Annotated in this window: 16 protein-coding genes; 6 read left to right on the forward strand and 10 right to left on the reverse strand. The window is 67.1% G+C overall.

Going from position 1 to position 15,929, the window contains the following annotated elements; all coding sequences use genetic code 11:
• Positions 1 to 183 precede the first annotated feature (183 nt).
• The 5 genes from ABD767_RS08275 to cysS form a co-directional block, all read right to left on the reverse strand.
• Positions 184 to 1,446 carry an aspartate kinase gene (locus ABD767_RS08275; protein ID WP_103043890.1) on the reverse strand — a complete coding sequence of 421 codons (1,263 nt, stop codon included), beginning with the start codon at positions 1,444 to 1,446 and terminating at the stop codon, positions 184 to 186.
• Between the two features lie 96 nt (positions 1,447 to 1,542).
• A complete protein-coding gene (gene tilS, locus ABD767_RS08280) occupies positions 1,543 to 2,472 on the reverse strand; it encodes a tRNA lysidine(34) synthetase TilS (RefSeq protein WP_103043889.1) in 930 nt (309 codons plus the stop codon).
• Positions 2,473 to 2,519: 47 nt separating this feature from the next.
• On the reverse strand, positions 2,520 to 3,497 hold the full coding sequence (locus tag ABD767_RS08285; RefSeq protein ID WP_103043888.1) for an acetyl-CoA carboxylase carboxyltransferase subunit alpha: 978 nt from the start codon (positions 3,495 to 3,497) through the stop codon (positions 2,520 to 2,522).
• Between the two features lie 93 nt (positions 3,498 to 3,590).
• Positions 3,591 to 4,247 carry a DNA glycosylase family protein gene (locus ABD767_RS08290; RefSeq protein ID WP_103043887.1) on the reverse strand — a complete coding sequence of 219 codons (657 nt, stop codon included), beginning with the start codon at positions 4,245 to 4,247 and terminating at the stop codon, positions 3,591 to 3,593.
• 29 nt (positions 4,248 to 4,276) lie between these two features.
• The gene (cysS, locus tag ABD767_RS08295; RefSeq protein ID WP_103043886.1) at positions 4,277 to 5,656 is read right to left on the reverse strand and encodes a cysteine--tRNA ligase; all 1,380 of its coding nucleotides are present in this window, start codon (positions 5,654 to 5,656) and stop codon (positions 4,277 to 4,279) included.
• 314 nt (positions 5,657 to 5,970) lie between these two features.
• Between cysS and ABD767_RS08300 the strand changes: the two genes are divergently transcribed.
• Genes ABD767_RS08300 through ABD767_RS08315 form a run of 4 tightly spaced genes read left to right on the forward strand, consistent with a single transcriptional unit; the run spans position 5,971 to position 8,719 of the window.
• Positions 5,971 to 6,555: a peptidylprolyl isomerase gene (locus tag ABD767_RS08300; RefSeq protein ID WP_103043885.1), complete on the forward strand. Its 585-nt coding sequence runs from the start codon at positions 5,971 to 5,973 to the stop codon at positions 6,553 to 6,555.
• Positions 6,556 to 6,576: 21 nt separating this feature from the next.
• Positions 6,577 to 7,104: a peptidylprolyl isomerase gene (locus ABD767_RS08305; RefSeq protein ID WP_103043884.1), complete on the forward strand. Its 528-nt coding sequence runs from the start codon at positions 6,577 to 6,579 to the stop codon at positions 7,102 to 7,104.
• Positions 7,105 to 7,106: 2 nt separating this feature from the next.
• The gene (locus tag ABD767_RS08310) at positions 7,107 to 7,892 is read left to right on the forward strand and encodes a UDP-2,3-diacylglucosamine diphosphatase (protein ID WP_103043883.1); all 786 of its coding nucleotides are present in this window, start codon (positions 7,107 to 7,109) and stop codon (positions 7,890 to 7,892) included.
• A complete protein-coding gene (locus tag ABD767_RS08315) occupies positions 7,892 to 8,719 on the forward strand; it encodes a zinc-dependent peptidase (RefSeq protein WP_103043882.1) in 828 nt (275 codons plus the stop codon). The genes ABD767_RS08310 and ABD767_RS08315 overlap by 1 nt, the downstream gene beginning before the upstream one ends.
• A 136-nt stretch (positions 8,720 to 8,855) precedes the next feature.
• On the opposite strand, the gene otnI is transcribed toward ABD767_RS08315, so the two are convergent.
• Genes otnI through denD form a run of 4 tightly spaced genes read right to left on the reverse strand, consistent with a single transcriptional unit; the run spans position 8,856 to position 12,631 of the window.
• A complete protein-coding gene (otnI, locus tag ABD767_RS08320; protein WP_103043881.1) occupies positions 8,856 to 9,683 on the reverse strand; it encodes a 2-oxo-tetronate isomerase in 828 nt (275 codons plus the stop codon).
• A 10-nt stretch (positions 9,684 to 9,693) separates the two neighbouring features.
• Complete coding sequence (locus ABD767_RS08325) at positions 9,694 to 10,356, reverse strand: class II aldolase/adducin family protein (protein WP_103043880.1); 663 nt, start codon at positions 10,354 to 10,356, stop codon at positions 9,694 to 9,696.
• Positions 10,353 to 11,615 (reverse strand): 3-oxo-tetronate kinase, encoded by a 1,263-nt coding sequence (otnK, locus tag ABD767_RS08330; protein ID WP_103043879.1) that lies wholly within the window; start codon positions 11,613 to 11,615, stop codon positions 10,353 to 10,355. Before otnK ends, ABD767_RS08325 begins: the two co-directional genes overlap by 4 nt.
• A 2-nt stretch (positions 11,616 to 11,617) precedes the next feature.
• Positions 11,618 to 12,631, reverse strand: a complete 1,014-nt coding sequence (gene denD / locus ABD767_RS08335; RefSeq protein ID WP_103043878.1) for a D-erythronate dehydrogenase — start codon at positions 12,629 to 12,631, stop codon at positions 11,618 to 11,620.
• Positions 12,632 to 12,765: 134 nt separating this feature from the next.
• Between denD and rarD the strand changes: the two genes are divergently transcribed.
• Positions 12,766 to 13,644 (forward strand): EamA family transporter RarD, encoded by an 879-nt coding sequence (rarD, locus tag ABD767_RS08340; RefSeq protein WP_103043877.1) that lies wholly within the window; start codon positions 12,766 to 12,768, stop codon positions 13,642 to 13,644.
• On the opposite strand, the gene ABD767_RS08345 is transcribed toward rarD, so the two are convergent.
• Complete coding sequence (locus tag ABD767_RS08345) at positions 13,604 to 14,230, reverse strand: pseudouridine synthase (RefSeq protein WP_103043876.1); 627 nt, start codon at positions 14,228 to 14,230, stop codon at positions 13,604 to 13,606. The genes rarD and ABD767_RS08345 overlap by 41 nt on opposite strands.
• 292 nt (positions 14,231 to 14,522) lie before the next feature.
• On the opposite strand from ABD767_RS08345, the gene ABD767_RS08350 reads away from it, so the two are divergent.
• Positions 14,523 to 15,926, forward strand: a complete 1,404-nt coding sequence (locus tag ABD767_RS08350) for an aspartate ammonia-lyase (RefSeq protein WP_103043875.1) — start codon at positions 14,523 to 14,525, stop codon at positions 15,924 to 15,926.
• Positions 15,927 to 15,929: the final 3 nt, after the last annotated feature.

The raw sequence follows: 15,929 nt of genomic DNA on the forward strand, positions 1-15,929 counted from the left end.
ATCAGCGAAGCCTTGTAGTGTACATCAGCTTTTACACCTCTTGCAACCACCGAAGAACTTTTTATTCGCCCTCCTCTTCAACCACCCGCAACAGCTACCCAAAAGAGAAGCGCCACAAGCAGCGAAGGGATGGAATTGTAGCTCAATTTTTAGTGTCACAAAGAAACATTCAACGATTCAAAGTCAGGCCTTGTCCAGATTGAACGCCTTGTGCAGGCAACGCACGGCCAACTCAACGTACTTGTCGTCAATCACCACTGAGGTCTTGATCTCTGATGTCGAAATCATCTTGATGTTGATTCCCTCTTCGCTCAGCGCATGGAACATCTGGCTGGCAACCCCGACATGACTGCGCATGCCGATGCCGACAATGCTGACCTTGGCGATCTTGTCGTCACCAATGACCTCTTGCGCGCCGAGCTGAGGCAGTACCTTGCTCTTGAGCAGTTCGGTGGCACGCTGGTAGTCATTGCGGTTGACCGTGAAACTGAAGTCGGTCTTGCCCTCCTTGCCGACGTTCTGGATGATCACGTCCACGTCGATGTTGGCAGCCGCCACCGGCCCCAGTATTTGATATGCGATGCCAGGCGTGTCCGGCACGCCAAGCACGGAAATTTTAGCTTCGTCGCGCGAAAACGCGATGCCCGAGACAATGGCTTTTTCCATTTGTTCATCTTCCTCAAAGGTGATCAATGTGCCTGACCTGGCTTCTTCGTCGATGTCGACGTCCCAGGACGTAAAGCTGGACAGCACGCGCAACGGCACCTTGTACTTGCCCGCAAATTCAACCGAGCGGATCTGCAGCACCTTGGAGCCGAGGCTGGCCATTTCGAGCATTTCCTCGAAGCTGAGCGTCGCCTGGCGGCGCGCTTCGGGAACTACGCGCGGATCAGTGGTGTAGACGCCATCGACATCGGTATAGATCAGGCACTCGTGGGCCTTGAGCGCCGCCGCAATGGCCACGGCCGAGGTGTCGGAACCTCCACGCCCCAGTGTCGTAATGTGGCCTTGCGCATCAATACCCTGAAAGCCCGTGATGATTACGACCTTGCCCGCATCCAGATCCGCGCGCACCCGCTGGTCGTCGATGGATTCAATGCGCGCCTTGGTGTAGCTGTTGTCGGTGCGCACCGGCACTTGCCAGCCGGTGTAACTCACCGCCTGCATGCCTTCGCCCTGCAGTGCAATGGCCAGCAAGGCCGATGAGGCCTGCTCGCCCGTGGCTGCCAGTTGGTCAAGCTCGCGGTGATAGGCGTCGCTGGCCTTGCCCGGAGAAAGCTCCTTGGCCAGGCCCAGCAGGCGGTTGGTTTCGCCACTCATGGCGCTGGGCACCACCACCATCTGGTGGCCGGCGCGCGCCCATTTGGCGACACGTTTGGCGACGTTGCGGATGCGCTCGGTCGAGCCCATCGACGTTCCGCCGTATTTGTGAACGTACAGTGCCATGAAAAATCTGCGATGACGGAGCGTTACTCACGGCGCGATTCGAGAAAATTGTTTTGGTGCGCCGACGATCCGCTCGATAGAGTGAGCCAAAACCTGTCAATTGTACCAAGTCAAATACAGGCCTTCGCGCCGCACATGGCCAATGCCCACCTTGATATCGATGCGGTGCCCTCGGGTGGTGCATGCGCCAATCTGGCGCTGCAGTTCAGCCAATTGCGCCGCACTGGCGCTGGCGCCATGGCTGCACAGCAACCAGTGGCGCAGCACATTGGCCTGGCGTGCCTGGCTCAAGGCCTGCAGCGCCGCCACACATGGGGGCGTGCCGACCTGCGCCAGATCCAGCGCCGCTAGTTCCTGTAGCAGCTCAGCGGCCTGGGCCGCATGCCGGCTGCTGCGCGTGAAGGTGTCGCGAAACTGCGGGAACACTTGCTGTAACGCCGGCAGCAACTGGCGACGGATGCGATTACGTGTATAGCGCAGATCAGCATTGCTCGGATCTTCGACCCAGGCGACGCCGCGCGCGCGCAGCCAGGCGCGCACCTCGTCCGCAGCAACCGAGAGCAATGGCCGATGCCAAGCGATGCCGCCACGCACACGGCACGTTGGCATCGCGGCCAGCCCTGGCACACCGGCGCCGCGCGACAGCGCCAGCAGCAGCGTCTCCACCTGATCGTCCGCGTGCTGGGCCAGCGCAATATCGCGCACAGGCCCCGCCAATTCCTGCAGGGCCTGGTAGCGCGCGCGGCGCGCTGCGTCTTCCGGGCTTTCCCCCTGGAGCGCTCGCGCATCCACACGGCGCACCCGCAGCGGCACGCCAAGCTGTAGGCACAGCTCACGGCAATGGCGCTCGAAGTCATCGGCGACGGCCTGCAGGCCGTGGTGCACATGCAGCGCCACGACCTGATTCGGCCAGCGCGCGTGGCAGGCAATCAGGAGCGCCGTCGAGTCGGCGCCGCCGCTGAGCGCGACGGCCAGCGGCAGGCCGGGAAAGAAACCCGCCATGGCGGCATCGAATGACTGCGTCATCGCAGTGGCCGCGCGGCAATGCCTACCAAGTTGCGCGCAAGACCGGGTCAGCGGCTGTCGGCCTTGGTATCGGTGAAGCGCCCATAGCTTTGCAGGCGTTCATAGCGGCGCTCGATCAGTTCCTCGGCCTTCAGGTCGGCCAGCTGGCGCCAGGCATCGCCCAGCGCACGCTTGAGGAAGGCGGCCATCTGCTTGTGATCTCGGTGCGCGCCACCGACGGGCTCATTGACGATTTTGTCGATCAGGCCCAGCGCCTTCAGGCGGTGGGCCGTGATGCCCATGGCCTCGGCGGCATCCTTGGCGCGCTCGCTCGACTTCCACAGGATGGACGCACAGCCCTCGGGGCTGATCACCGAATACACAGAGTATTGCAGCATGATGACCTGGTCGCCCACGGCAATGGCCAGCGCGCCGCCGGAGCCGCCCTCGCCGATCACCGAGGTGATGATCGGCACTTCCAGCTGCGCCATCTCGAAGATGTTGCGGCCAATCGCCTCGGACTGGCCGCGCTCCTCGGCGTCGATGCCGGGGAACGCTCCCGGTGTGTCGACGAAGGTGAACACCGGGAGCTTGAATTTCTCGGCCGTCTTCATCAGCCGCAGTGCCTTGCGGTAGCCCTCGGGACGGGTCATGCCGAAGTTGCGCAGCGCGCGCTCCTTGGTGCTGCGCCCCTTCTGGTGGCCGATGACCATGCAGGGATGACCGTTGAAGCGCGCCAGACCGCCGATCATGGAAAAGTCATCGGCGAAATGCCGGTCACCATGCATTTCGACGAAATCGGTAAAGATTTCGTTCACATAATCCATCGTGTAGGGGCGATCGGGGTGGCGTGCGATCTTGGTGATCTGCCACGGCGTCAGGCTGCTATAGATGTCCTTGGTCAGCTGGTGGCTTTTCTTGCTCAGCTGGTCGATCTCTTCAGAAATGTCCACTGCGCTTTCATTGTGGACATAGCGCAGTTCCTCGATCTTGGTTTCGAGCTCTGCAATGGGCTGCTCGAAATCCAGGAATGTCTTTTTCGCCAAAGTGGTTCTCCTCGTCTGGCCGCTCGGGCCGGGGCGCCGCACGGGCGCGCAATGCGTGTGTCTGTGTGGATGGCAGGCAGGCTGCCGCACGGTTCAATAGCTCACCGGCAGAGGATCCAGAGAGCGCCAAATATACCAAGTGGCCACGCTGCACCAAGGCTGCCAGGCCTGGGCCACCTCGCGTACATCGCTGCGGCTGACCGATTCACCAGAAAAATAATTGAGGCTGATGCCCTTGAGCAGGCCGACGTCGTCCAGCGGCAGCACGTTGGGCCGCATCAGGTGAAAGATCAGGAACATCTCGGCCGTCCAGCGGCCAATGCCGCGGATAGCGGTCAGCTCGGTGATGATGGCCTCATCAGCCATGTCCTGCCACTGCCCGGGGCGCAGCTTGCCGGCGTCAAAATGCAACGCCAGGTCGACGATGTACTCGACCTTGCGCGCCGACAGGCCTGCCGCGCGCATGTCATCCACGCGCAGGCGCAGTACCTCGGTGGGGTTCATCTCCGCAGGTAGCGCGGCGAAGCGATCCCAGACGCGCTGCGCCGCCTTGACCGAGATCTGCTGGCCGATGACGCTGCGCGCCAGCGTAACGAACGCATCGCCGCGCGTTTGCAGCGCTGCATCGCCATGCTGTGGAATCAGGCGCTTCATCACCCGATCCTTGCGTGCCAGGTGCTTGCAGGCATCGGCCCAATATATCGGCGAGCCGTCGTCAGACGCGTGCCGAGGGTGCGCGGTTGCTGCCATGGTTCAAGACATCCATGCGGCAAAGCCGCTCACGCCTGCGCCTGCCAAGTCGTCCCTGCCGGCCCGTCCTTGAGCACGATGCCGCGCGCCAGCAGCGCATCGCGAATGCGGTCGGCCTCGGCCCAGTTTTTCGCCGCCTTGGCGGCCGCTCGCGCGGCCACCTGGGCCTCGATCTCAGCGGCGTCGACGCCCGCCCCGGCCTGCAGATAAGCCCGCGGATCGGACTGCAGCAGCCCCAGAATCGCGCCCAGCGCCTTGAGCAGGCCGGCTGCCTGCGGGCTGCGGCTGCGGTTGACCTCGCCGGCCAGGTCGAACAGCACGGCAATGGCCTCGGGCGTGCCGAAGTCTTCGTCCATCGCCGCCTTGAAGCGCGCCGCGTAGGGGTTGGTCCAGTCGATGGCGACGCCCTCCTCGGCCGGCACCAGGCTCAGCGCGGTGTACAAGCGCTTGAGCGCGCCGCGCGCGTCGTCCAGGTGCACATTGCTGTAGTTCAGCGGGCTGCGGTAGTGACTGCGCACGACGAAGAAGCGCACGACCTCGGCGTCGTAGTGCTCCAGCACCTGGCGGATCGTGAAGAAATTGCCCAGGCTCTTGGACATCTTCTCGTTGTCCACGTTGATGAACCCGTTGTGCATCCAAACCTGCACAAAGGGCTTGCCCGTGGCACCCTCGCTTTGCGCAATCTCGTTTTCGTGGTGCGGAAAGGCCAGGTCGGCGCCGCCGCCATGGATGTCGAAGCTCTCACCGAGCAGCTCGCAACCCATGGCCGAGCACTCGATATGCCAGCCCGGGCGCCCGGGGCCCCAGGGGCTGTCCCACTTCACCTCGGCCGGTTCCTCGGGCTTGGCCGACTTCCAGAGCACGAAGTCCAGCGGATCATTCTTGCCGTCAAGCACCGCCACGCGCTCGCCAACGTGCAGTTCGTCGATCGACTTGCCCGACAGGCGGCCATAGCCTGGAAACTTGCGCACCGCAAAGTTGACGTCGCCGCCCTCGGCCTGGTAGGCCAGGCCATGGGCTTGCAGACGGCCGATCATGATCTGCATCTGCGGCACATAGTCGGTGGCCCGCGGTTCGTGGTCGGGGCGCGCAATGCCCAGCGCGTCGGCATCCTGGTGCAGCGCGTCGATCATGCGGTCGGTCAGGCTGCGGATGCTCTCGCCGTTCTCCACGGCGCGGCGGATGATCTTGTCGTCGATGTCAGTGATGTTGCGCACATAGGTCACCGCCAGGCCCGACGCGCGCAGCCAGCGCTGCACCACGTCAAAGGCCACCATCGAGCGCGCATGGCCCAGGTGGCACAGGTCGTACACCGTCATGCCGCACACGTACATGCGCACATGGCCGGGCTGAAGCGGCGAAAAGCGCTCCAATGCACGCGTGAGCGTGTTGTAGATACGCAAGCTCATGAAAGGGGTAGGAATCAGCAAAAAACATGCCGGCATGCGCATCCAGGGCGCCGCGCCGGCATTCCAGAGTGAGTGCATGTCCCGCCCGGGCATGCTCGCACCATTACAATCGGACAAGTATAAACCGGCCCGCCAGGGACTCGGGCGAGGGCCGCGCCGAAGCGGCCAAGTGGCGCCAAACCAGGCGGCAGCGCCCCTTTCCAATGGCTGGGCCAACACACCCCACCCCGGTCACACCTTTTGGTTTGCAGGCGCGACGAGCAGCCCGCGAACGGGCCGGGGCACAGCATTTGGATCAATGAAGGAGTGATTGGATGATTGCACGACGCAATGCCCTGGGCGGATTGACCGCCCTGGCCCTGGCAGCCCTGCTCGCCACGGGCGCAGCCCAGGCGCAGGACGCGCCGGCACAGGTCAAGCTGGCCACCACCGCCGGCGACATCGTGCTGCAGTTGAATGCAGCCAGGGCGCCCAAGACGGTGGCCAACTTCCTGCAGTACGTGCAGGACGGGCATTACGACGGCACCATCTTTCACCGCGTGATCGACGGCTTCATGATCCAGGGCGGCGGCTTCACACCCGACATGGCGCAAAAGCCCACGCGCGCGCCCATCCCGCTGGAGGCGGCCAACGGCCTGAAGAACAATCGCTACACCATCGCGATGGCACGCACGCAGGATCCGAACTCGGCCACCGCGCAGTTCTTCATCAACGTGGCTGATAACACCATGCTCAACGCCCCCAACCCCGACGGCCACGGTTACACGGTGTTCGGCAAGGTTGTGCAGGGCCAGGCCGTGGTCGACAAAATCCGCGCCGTCGCCACCGGCAACCGCGGCATGCACCAGAACGTGCCCACTACGGCGGTCGTGATCCAATCGGCCACCGTGCTCCCCTAATTTTTTTCACAGGACACCCCCATGAGCAACCCGAAAGTCGAACTGCACGTCACCATCAACGTCGCCGAGACCGCCACGCAAGGCGTGATCACGCTGGAGCTGGACGCTGTCAACGCGCCCAAGAGCACCGAGAACTTCCTGGCCTACGTAAACAACGGCCACTACGACGGCACCATCTTTCACCGCGTGATCAAGGGCTTCATGATCCAGGGCGGGGGCTTCACCGCCGACATGAAGCAGAAGTCGACGCTCGACCCGATCGAGAACGAAGCCGCCAACGGCCTGAAGAACGACGACTACACCATCGCGATGGCGCGCACCAGCGACCCGCATAGCGCCACCGCGCAGTTCTTCATCAACGTCACCGACAACGGCTTCCTAAACCACACCTCGCCCACACCCCAGGGCTGGGGCTACGCGGTGTTCGGCAAGGTGGTCGACGGCAAGGACATCGTCGACCAGATCAAGAAGGTGCGCACCACGCGCAAGGGCTTCCACGACGACGTGCCGTTCGACGCCGTGGTGATCGACAAGGCCGTCGCGCTCTGATCATGGCCCCGGCCGTGCCGCCCATGGCCGAGCTCGTGGCGCCGGCCGGCTGGCGCACGGTCGACCTGCTGTCGGATCTGCACCTGGACCGCCAGCACCCGGCCACGCTGGCCGCGTTTGCTAGCTATCTGCAGCACACACAGGCGGACGCCATACTGCTGCTGGGCGACCTGTTCGAGGTCTGGGTGGGTGACGACGCCATCGACGAGCCGGGCAGCTTCGAGGCCGAGGCCTGCGCGCTGCTGCAGCGCGCCGCCGCGCAAAGGCCGCTGTACTTCATGCACGGCAACCGCGACTTCCTGGTCGGTGCCGGCTTTGCCCGCGCCACCGGCGTGGCGCTGCTGGACGACCCCACGGTGCTCACGCTGGGCAGCGCGCGCTGGCTGCTCTCGCACGGCGACGCGCTGTGCCTGGACGACGTCGAATACCAACGCTTTCGCGCACTGGCGCGCGACCCAGCGTGGCAGGCGCAATTGCTGGCCCAGCCGCTGACCGCGCGCCGCGCCCATGGCAAGGCCGCCCGCAGCGAAAGCGAGGCGCGCAAGAGCAACCCGCGCGCCATCTATGCCGACGTGGACACCGGCGCAGCCCTCGCCTGGCTGCGCGCGGCCCGCGCCCCGACCCTGATCCACGGCCACACCCACCGCCCCGCCGACCACACCCTGCCCGGCGGTCGGACGCGCCACGTGCTGACCGACTGGGATCTGGACGACGCCCCCCACCGCGCCGAGGTGCTGCGCCTGGGCACTGATGGCAGCCTGAAGCGCCTGGGCCTGGGCGCGCTCTGATGGCTGCCGCCGGCCTGCGCCGCCTGCTCCACCGGCTGCGCGCCACGGTGGCGGGGCAGCCGGTGATCGACGACGCGCTGTGGCTGCCCACGGTGCAGCACTACCGCTTTCTTGCCGCGCTGCCGCTGGCCGACCAGGCCAAGCTGCGCGCGCTGGCCGCGCGTTTCCTGCGCCACAAGGAATTCACCGGTGCCCACAGCCTCGTCGTCACCGACGCGATGGCCGTGGCGATCGCCGCCCAGGCCTGCCTGCCCATACTGCACTGGGGCACGCCGCGCCAGGCGCTGACCTGGTACGACGACTTCGTCGGCATCGTCGTGCACCCTGCCGAGGCGGTGGCGCGGCGCACCGCGGTCGACGAGGCCGGTGTGGTGCACTACTACAACGAGGTGCTGCTGGGCGAGGCGATGGAGCATGGCCCGGTGATGCTCAGCTGGCCGGCCGTGGAGCAGGCTGGCCAGGCAGGCGAACAGGTGCACAGCGTGGTGATCCACGAATTCGTGCACAAGATCGACATGAAGAACGGCCCTGCCGACGGCTGCCCTCCGCTGCCGGCGGGCTTCATGGGCACGACGAGCGCGCGCGCCGCACACGCGCTGTGGCGCGACGCATGGAACCCGGCCTACGAACAACTGCGCGAGAAGGTCATTCTTGCCGAGCGCTTCGGCGGTGACTGGCCCTGGCTGGACGCCTATGCCGCCACTGCTCCGGCCGAATTCTTTGCCGTAGCCTGCGAGGCCTACTTCGTGCACCGCACGCGCTTCGCGCAGGAGTTTCCGACGCTGCTGCCGGTGCTCGATGCGCTGTTCAGGCCGGCTGGCGCCTGATTGGCGGGCCTTCAGAGAAAGCCAGGCCGGCGTTTATACGCGGTTCGCATAACCCACACCTTAGCCACCACCGCTGGCGGCCCCCATTCCTGCCTTCCCCCAGAGGGGGAAGGAGAAATAAGAATTTCCTCCGTTATCAAATGCGGGCGGCCTTGTTCCTGAAAGCGTCCATCCAGCCCAGCCCGGTGCTGGTGCCGCCCGGCACTGCACCGCGCCAGGGCCGGTACTCGCAGCCCACCCAGCCCTGCCAGCCGCACTGCGCTGCCACCTCGTCGATGACGGAGAACAAATAGGGGTGGTGCAGTTCGCCCCGGTCGGGCTCGTGGCGCTCCGGCACGCCGGCGATCTGGAAATGACCGACGCGGCCCGTGGGCAGGTATTGGCGGATTTTCATCGCCACGTCGCCCTCGGTGACCTGGCAGTGGTAGAGATCGAACTGCACCTGCAGGTTGGGTGCACCCACGGCCTGCACCAGCGCGTGCGCCTCGTCCTGGCGGCTGAGGAAATAGCCGGGCATGTCGCGCTGGTTGATCGGTTCGATCAGAACGCAGCGCCCCACCTGCTGCGCCTGTTCGGCCGCCCAGCGCAGGTTGTCCAGGTACAGGAGGCGCAGCGCCTCGCGCGCCTGGCCGGCGGGCACCAGGCCGGCCATCACGTGGATGCGCGGACAGTCGAGCGCAGCGGCGTAGTCCAGCGCGCGGTCAATGCCATTACGGAACTCCGCCTCGCGCCCCGGCAGGCAAGCCAGGCCGCGCTCGCCCGCGGCCCAGTCGCCGGGCGGGGCGTTGAACAACACCTGCTGCAGGCCGTGATCCTGGAGGCGCTTGGCGATGTCGGCAGCGGGGTGCTCGTAGGGGAACAGGTATTCGACGCCCTTGAAGCCATCGGCGGCGGCGGCGGCGAAGCGGTCGAGGAAGGCATGCTCGTTGTAGAGCATGGTCAGATTGGCAGCAAAGCGCGGCATGTTTTATTCCTCACCAGCGCGCATTGAAAGTAGCGCGCAACTCATCAATTTGTACCGCGTCCAGCGCGGCCGGTTTGGGCGACGACAGCAGCCACAGCCGCGCCGTCTCCTCCAGTTCCTCCAGCACCGCCATCGCGGCGGCCGGGCTGTCGTGCCACACGTTGGGCCCCAGGCGCGCCAGCATGACGGCGCGCAGCGGAGCGCCCTGCGCGCCGTAGCGCGCAATCGCCCGGGCCACGGCCTCGGCGGCCTCGGGCGCGCCGGGGCGGTGGTAGGGGATGACGGGCACATGGCCGACCTTCATCACGAAGTATGGCGTGAGGGCGGGTAGCAGCTCCCCGCCCTGGGGCTGCAGCGTCAGCGCCACGCAGTGCGTGCTGTGGGTGTGGATCACGCAGGCGGTCTGCGCGTCGAACACGCGAGCGGCGGCGTAGATGCGCGCGTGCAGCGCAATGGTCTTGCTCGCGCGGTCGCCGCTGACCTGCCGGCCCTCGCCGTCCAGCCGCGCCAGGCGCGCCGGATCGAGAAAACCCAGGCAGGCGTCGGTGGGTGTGATGAGAAAGCCGTCATCGAGCCGCACGCTGATGTTGCCCGCCGTGGCGTGCGCGTAGCCGCGCGCGAACAGGCTGGCGCCGACGCGGCAAATCTCCTTGCGCGCCTGCGTCTCGGTCATGCCAGCACCTCGAAAGCACGCGTGAAGAAGTCGTCGCCGCCAAAGTTGCCGGACTTGAGCGCAAGGTGCAGCCCGCCGCCCAGCGCCTGCGCGTGGCACCACGGCACGCCGGGGTCGATCTGCGCGCCGATCTGCATCTGCGCCACGCCCAAAGCCTGCACGCAGGCGCCCGAGGTCTCGCCGCCGGCGACCACCAGCTGGCGCACGCCGTGCTCCACCAGCCCGCGCGCGACGGCGGCCAGCGTGCGCTCGACCAGCGCGCCGGCGGCTTCCACGCCCAGGCGCGCCTGCACCGACTGCACGGCGGCGCTGTCCGCCGTCGAATAGACCAGCACCGGGCCACGTGCCAGCAGCGGTGTGGCCCAGGCCAGCGCCTCGGCTGCCATGTCCGCGCCCTCGGCGATGCGCTGCGGATCGATGGCCAGCGCCTGCCCGCCGCGCGCGATGAAGTCCTGCACCTGGCGCTGCGTGGCCTGCGAGCAGCTGCCCGACACCACGGCGCGCAGCCCCTGAGCGGACGGCAGCTGGCTGGCAGCGCGCGAGGGTACCAAGCCGAAGTTGGCCGGCAGCCCGATGGCCACGCCCGAGCCGGCCGTCACCAGCGGCATGCCGGCCAGCGCCGGCCCCAGGCGCAGCAGGTCGCCGTTCGATACCGCATCGACGATGGCAATGCCCACGCCCTCGGCGCGCAGCTGCGCGATGCGCTCGGTGATGGCCTGCGGCCCGCGCGCAACCACGGCGTGGTCGATCAGCCCCACCTTGCGCCGGCACTGCGCCTGCAGCACGCGCACCAGATTGGCGTCGGTCATCGGCGTCAGCGGATGGTCGCGCATGCCGCTGTCGCTCAGCAGCAGATCGCCGACGAACAGGTGGCCCTTGAACACCGTGCGCTGGTTGTCCGGGAAGGCCGGGGTGGCGATGGTGAAGTCGCAGCCCAGCGCGTCCATCAGCGCCTCGGTCACCGGGCCGATGTTGCCGGCCGGCGTGCTGTCGAAGGTCGAGCAGTATTTGAAATAGATCTGGCGCGCGCCCTGCGCCCGCAGCCAGGCAAGTGCGGCCAGCGACTGCACCACCGCCTCGCTTGCGGGAATGGTGCGCGACTTGAGCGCGATGACCACCACATCAACATCGGCCGCCGGCGGGCCGGCGGGCACGCCAATGGCCTGCACCACGCGCATGCCGGCGCGCACCAGGTTGTTGGCCAGGTCGGTTGCGCCGGTGAAGTCATCGGCAATGCAGCCGAGCAGCAGTTGGCCCATGGTCAACCTTTCAGCGCCAGCTGGATGGCCTGCGGGTTCTCGCGCACGTATTCGCGCAGGATGGCGGCAAAGCCTTCGTCGGGCAGCAGCCCCAGCGCTGCGGCGCGGCGCGCGTCGAAGCGGCTGGGCCAACTGCCCACGATGGCCTCGATGGCCGCATCGCACCGCCAGTCGATCAGCGCCGTTGCCGCGTCGCCGGCCAGCGCGTGCAGCGCCTGCACCATCTCGGCCACCGTGGTGGTCAGTGCCGGCAGGTTGACCGCGGTGCGCGGCCCCCATTCGGCACTGCCGGCCGTGGCCGCGCGCAGCAGGCCGCGCACCGCGCTGGCGGGCGATGACAGCGCCACCGCCGTCTCGGGCGGCACCGGGCAGACGGTGCGCTCACCGGCCAGCGGCTCGCGCAGCAGGCCGCTCAAAAAGCTGGACGCCGCTGCGTTGGGCCGCCCCGGGCGCACGCTCACCGTCATCAAGCGCACGCTGCGCCCGCGCACAAAGCCCTTGCGTGTGCAGTCGGCCACCAACTGCTCGCCAATGAACTTCTGAATGCCGTAGCTGTTTTGCGGCGTGGGCAGCGTGTCGTCCTGCACCACTGCGGGCAGCGGCACGCCGGGCGCACTGCCAAACACCGCCACCGAGCTGGAGAACACGAACACCGGCGCGCGGCCCGCGTTGCGGCAGGCCTGCAGCAGCGCCCGCGTGGTGCGCACATTGCTGCGCATGCCCAGGTCGAAATCGGCCTCGCACTCGCCGCTCACCGCCGCGGCCAGGTGGTAAACCAAGTCGGCGTCGGCCAGCGGCAGCGCGCCCCCATCGATCTGCTCCAGCAGGTCACCCTGCAGGCCCTGCACGCGCGCATCCGCCAGCAGGTCGGCGGGCGGCGCCACGCGATCCACCAGCCACAGCCGCGCAATGGGCCGGGGTGCGGCGCCGTCCAGCGCAAGGCTGCCCTGCGCCAGCAATTCACGCGCCAGGCGCGCGCCCAGAAAACCACAGCCGCCGGTAATCAAGATGTTCATGCCAATGTCCTTTGCACTTGGCGCGCATTGCCGCGCCACCTGGATTGGCATTGTGACCAAATCCGCGGGCCCGCCGTCGCTGACAATCGCCCCCTGCATCTGTCTTCCCACTCTTTTACCCATCGTCCACCTCCGTGATCAAAGGCCTGGCCGCATCGCTCATCGCCTCCGTGCTGTTTGGCGCCATGTACTACCTGGCGCCGCTGCTGGCACCGCTGGACGGCGAGCAGATCTTTGGCTGGCGCGTCATCGCCACGCTGCCGTTCACCACTGCGCTGCTGCTGGGCATGGGCCAGTGGCAGCGGGTGCGGCTGCTGGCGCAGCGCGTACGGCGCACGCCACTGCTGGCGCTGGGCCTGCTGGCCAGCGCGGCCATGCTGGGCGTGCAACTGTGGCTGTTTCTGTGGGCACCGCTGCACGGGCGGGCGCTGCCGGTGTCGCTGGGCTATTTTTTGCTGCCGCTGGTCATGGTGCTGGCCGGCCGCCTGCTCTACCGCGAGCGGCTCACTCGGCTGCAGACACTGGCCACGCTGCTGGCCGCCGCCGGCGTTGCGCACGAGCTGCTGCGCGCGGGCAACATGTCGTGGGAGACCTGGCTGGTGGCGCTGGGCTACACGGTGTATTTCGTCACGCGCCGCCAGCTGGCCAGCGACCATCTGGGCGGACACTGGCTGGACATGCTGCTGCTGGTGCCGCCCGCGCTGTGGTACGTGCTGCGCACACCGTCGTCGCTGCCGCTGGTGCTGGAGCAGCCCCACCTGTGGGCCATGGTGCCGGTGCTGGGCGTGATCAGCGCGGTGGCGCTGGCGCTGTACATGGCCGCCAGCCGGCTGTTGCCGCTGGGGCTGTTCGGACTGCTCAGCTACGTGGAACCGGTGCTGCTGGCGCTGGCAGCCCTGGCGCTGGGCGAGAGCATCTCGCCGGCGCAGTGGCCCACCTACGGGCCGATTTTCGTCGCCGTCGGCGTGCTGGTCATCGACGGCGCGCTGCGCCTGCGCCGCGCGGGCGGCTGACACTGCCGGGCGCAGCCCGCGTCCTGGCGTCCAGCGCCACGTCCTCCCACTGGCCGGGCGCCAGTCCATCCAGCGTGTAGGGGCCGATGGCCACCCGCACCAGGCGCAGCGTGGGGTGGCCGACCGCGGCGGTCATGCGGCGTACCTGGCGGTTGCGGCCCTCGCTGATGACCAGCTCGATCCAGCTGTCGGGCACGCTCTGGCGCACGCGGATCGGCGGATCGCGCGGCCACAGCAGAGGCGGCGGGTCGAGCCGGCGCACCTGCGCAGGCAGCGTTACCCCGTCGCGCAGCGCGACGCCGCGGCGCAGCGCATCCAGCGCCTGCGTATCCGGCACGCCCTCGACCTGCACCCAATAGGTCTTGGGCAGCTTGTGGCGCGGGTCGCTGATGCGCGCCTGCAACCGGCCATCGTCAGTCAGCAGCAACAGCCCCTCGCTGTCGGCGTCCAGCCGCCCGCAGGCGTAGACGCCGGGAACTGGCAGCACATCCTTCAGACCGCGCCAACGCCCCTCCGGCGTGAACTGGCTGAGCACGCCATAGGGCTTGTTCAGGCGCAGCAAACGGTAGGGAGGATGGGCAGACATGGCGCCTGGAGTGTAGGCCGCGGCCGGTCGGCGCACGTTATGCAAAAAACTTTTACCGCAATGCATCATTTGCGCATTGGGTCATAATCGCGGCCCATGCCCTGCGCTGCAGCGGCTCATCCGCCAAACGGATGAACCACTGGCAGCCAGGGCATTCCCACGTTGGCACCACGCACATGCCGTGCGCCGTGGCTGCGCCCACAAGGCACAGGCATTGCGTTGTCTGCAGCCATCCACCGCGGGTGGATGGCCGTTTCCCTCAATTTCCGATCCGTCTCAAGAGTGGTTGACCATGCGTCAAGAACAAGACTTCCTGGGCAGCATGCCCATCCCCGATGACGCCTACTGGGGCGTGCACACCGCACGCGCAGTGGAGAATTTCCCGATCTCGGGCCACACCGTGGCGCAGATGCCCGACCTGGTGCGCGCCTTCGGCTACGTCAAAAAGGCTGCGGCCCAGGCCAACGCACAGCTGGGCGCCATCACGGCGCACCAGGCCGACGCCATTGCCCGCGCCTGCGACGACGTGATCGCCGGGCAGCTGAACGCGCAGTTCGTCGTCGACGTGATGCAGGGCGGCGCCGGCACCTCGACCAATATGAACGCCAACGAGGTGATCGCCAACCGCGCACTGGAGCATCTGGGGCTGGCCAAGGGCCACTACGACGCCATCCACCCCAACGACCACGTCAACGCCTCGCAAAGCACCAACGACGCCTACCCCACCGCGGTCAAGCTGGCGACCTGGTTCGGGATCCAGACGCTGCTGCAGGCCCTGGCCGGGCTGCGCGGCGCGTTCGAGGCCAAAGCGGTTGAGTTCAAGGGCATCCTCAAGATCGGCCGCACCCAACTGCAGGACGCGGTGCCGATGACGCTGGGCCAGGAGTTCGAGGCGATTGCCAGCATGCTGGCCGACGACGAGCAGCGCCTGAAGGACAGCGCCGCACTGATGTGCGAGGTGAACATGGGCGGCACCGCCATTGGCACCGGCATCAACGCGCCGGTGGGCTATGCCGAGGTGGTCACGCAGCGCCTGGCCGCGCTGTCGGGCGTGCCGGTGCACCTGGCGGGCAACCTGATCGCCGCCACCAGCGACACTGGCGCCTTCGTCGACATCTCGGGCATCTTGAAGCGCATCGCCGCCAAGCTGTCCAAAATCAGCAACGACCTGCGCCTGCTGTCCTCGGGCCCGCAAGCCGGCGTGCGCGACATCCGCCTGCCGGCGCGCCAGGCGGGCTCGTCCATCATGCCGGGCAAGGTCAATCCGGTGATCCCGGAAGTGATGAACCTGGTGTGCTTCGAGGTCATCGGCAACGACGTGGCCATCACCATGGCGGTGGAGGCCGGCCAGCTGCAGCTCAACGCCTTCGAGCCGCTGATGGCCTGGTCGCTGCACAAAAGCCTGGCCCACCTGGCCAACGCCTGCCGCACGCTGCAGGTCAACTGCGTCGAGGGCATCACGGCCAACCAGGATCTGCTGAGCGAGCGCATTGCCGAGTCGGTGACGCTGGTGACCGCGCTCAACCCGCTGATCGGCTACGAGAAGGCCGCGGCCATCGCCAAGCTGGCCATTGCCAGCGGCAAGCCGATCGCCCAGGTGGCCGAGGATCTGGGCATCATGAGCCAGCAGGAAATGCGCGCACTGCTCGTGGTCGAGCGGCTGACGCAGGCCGGCGCGCTCAAGGCCACGGCCTGAACC

This window comes from Comamonas faecalis (assembly GCF_039538025.1).
GTDB lineage: Bacteria > Pseudomonadota > Gammaproteobacteria > Burkholderiales > Burkholderiaceae_C > Comamonas_C > Comamonas_C faecalis.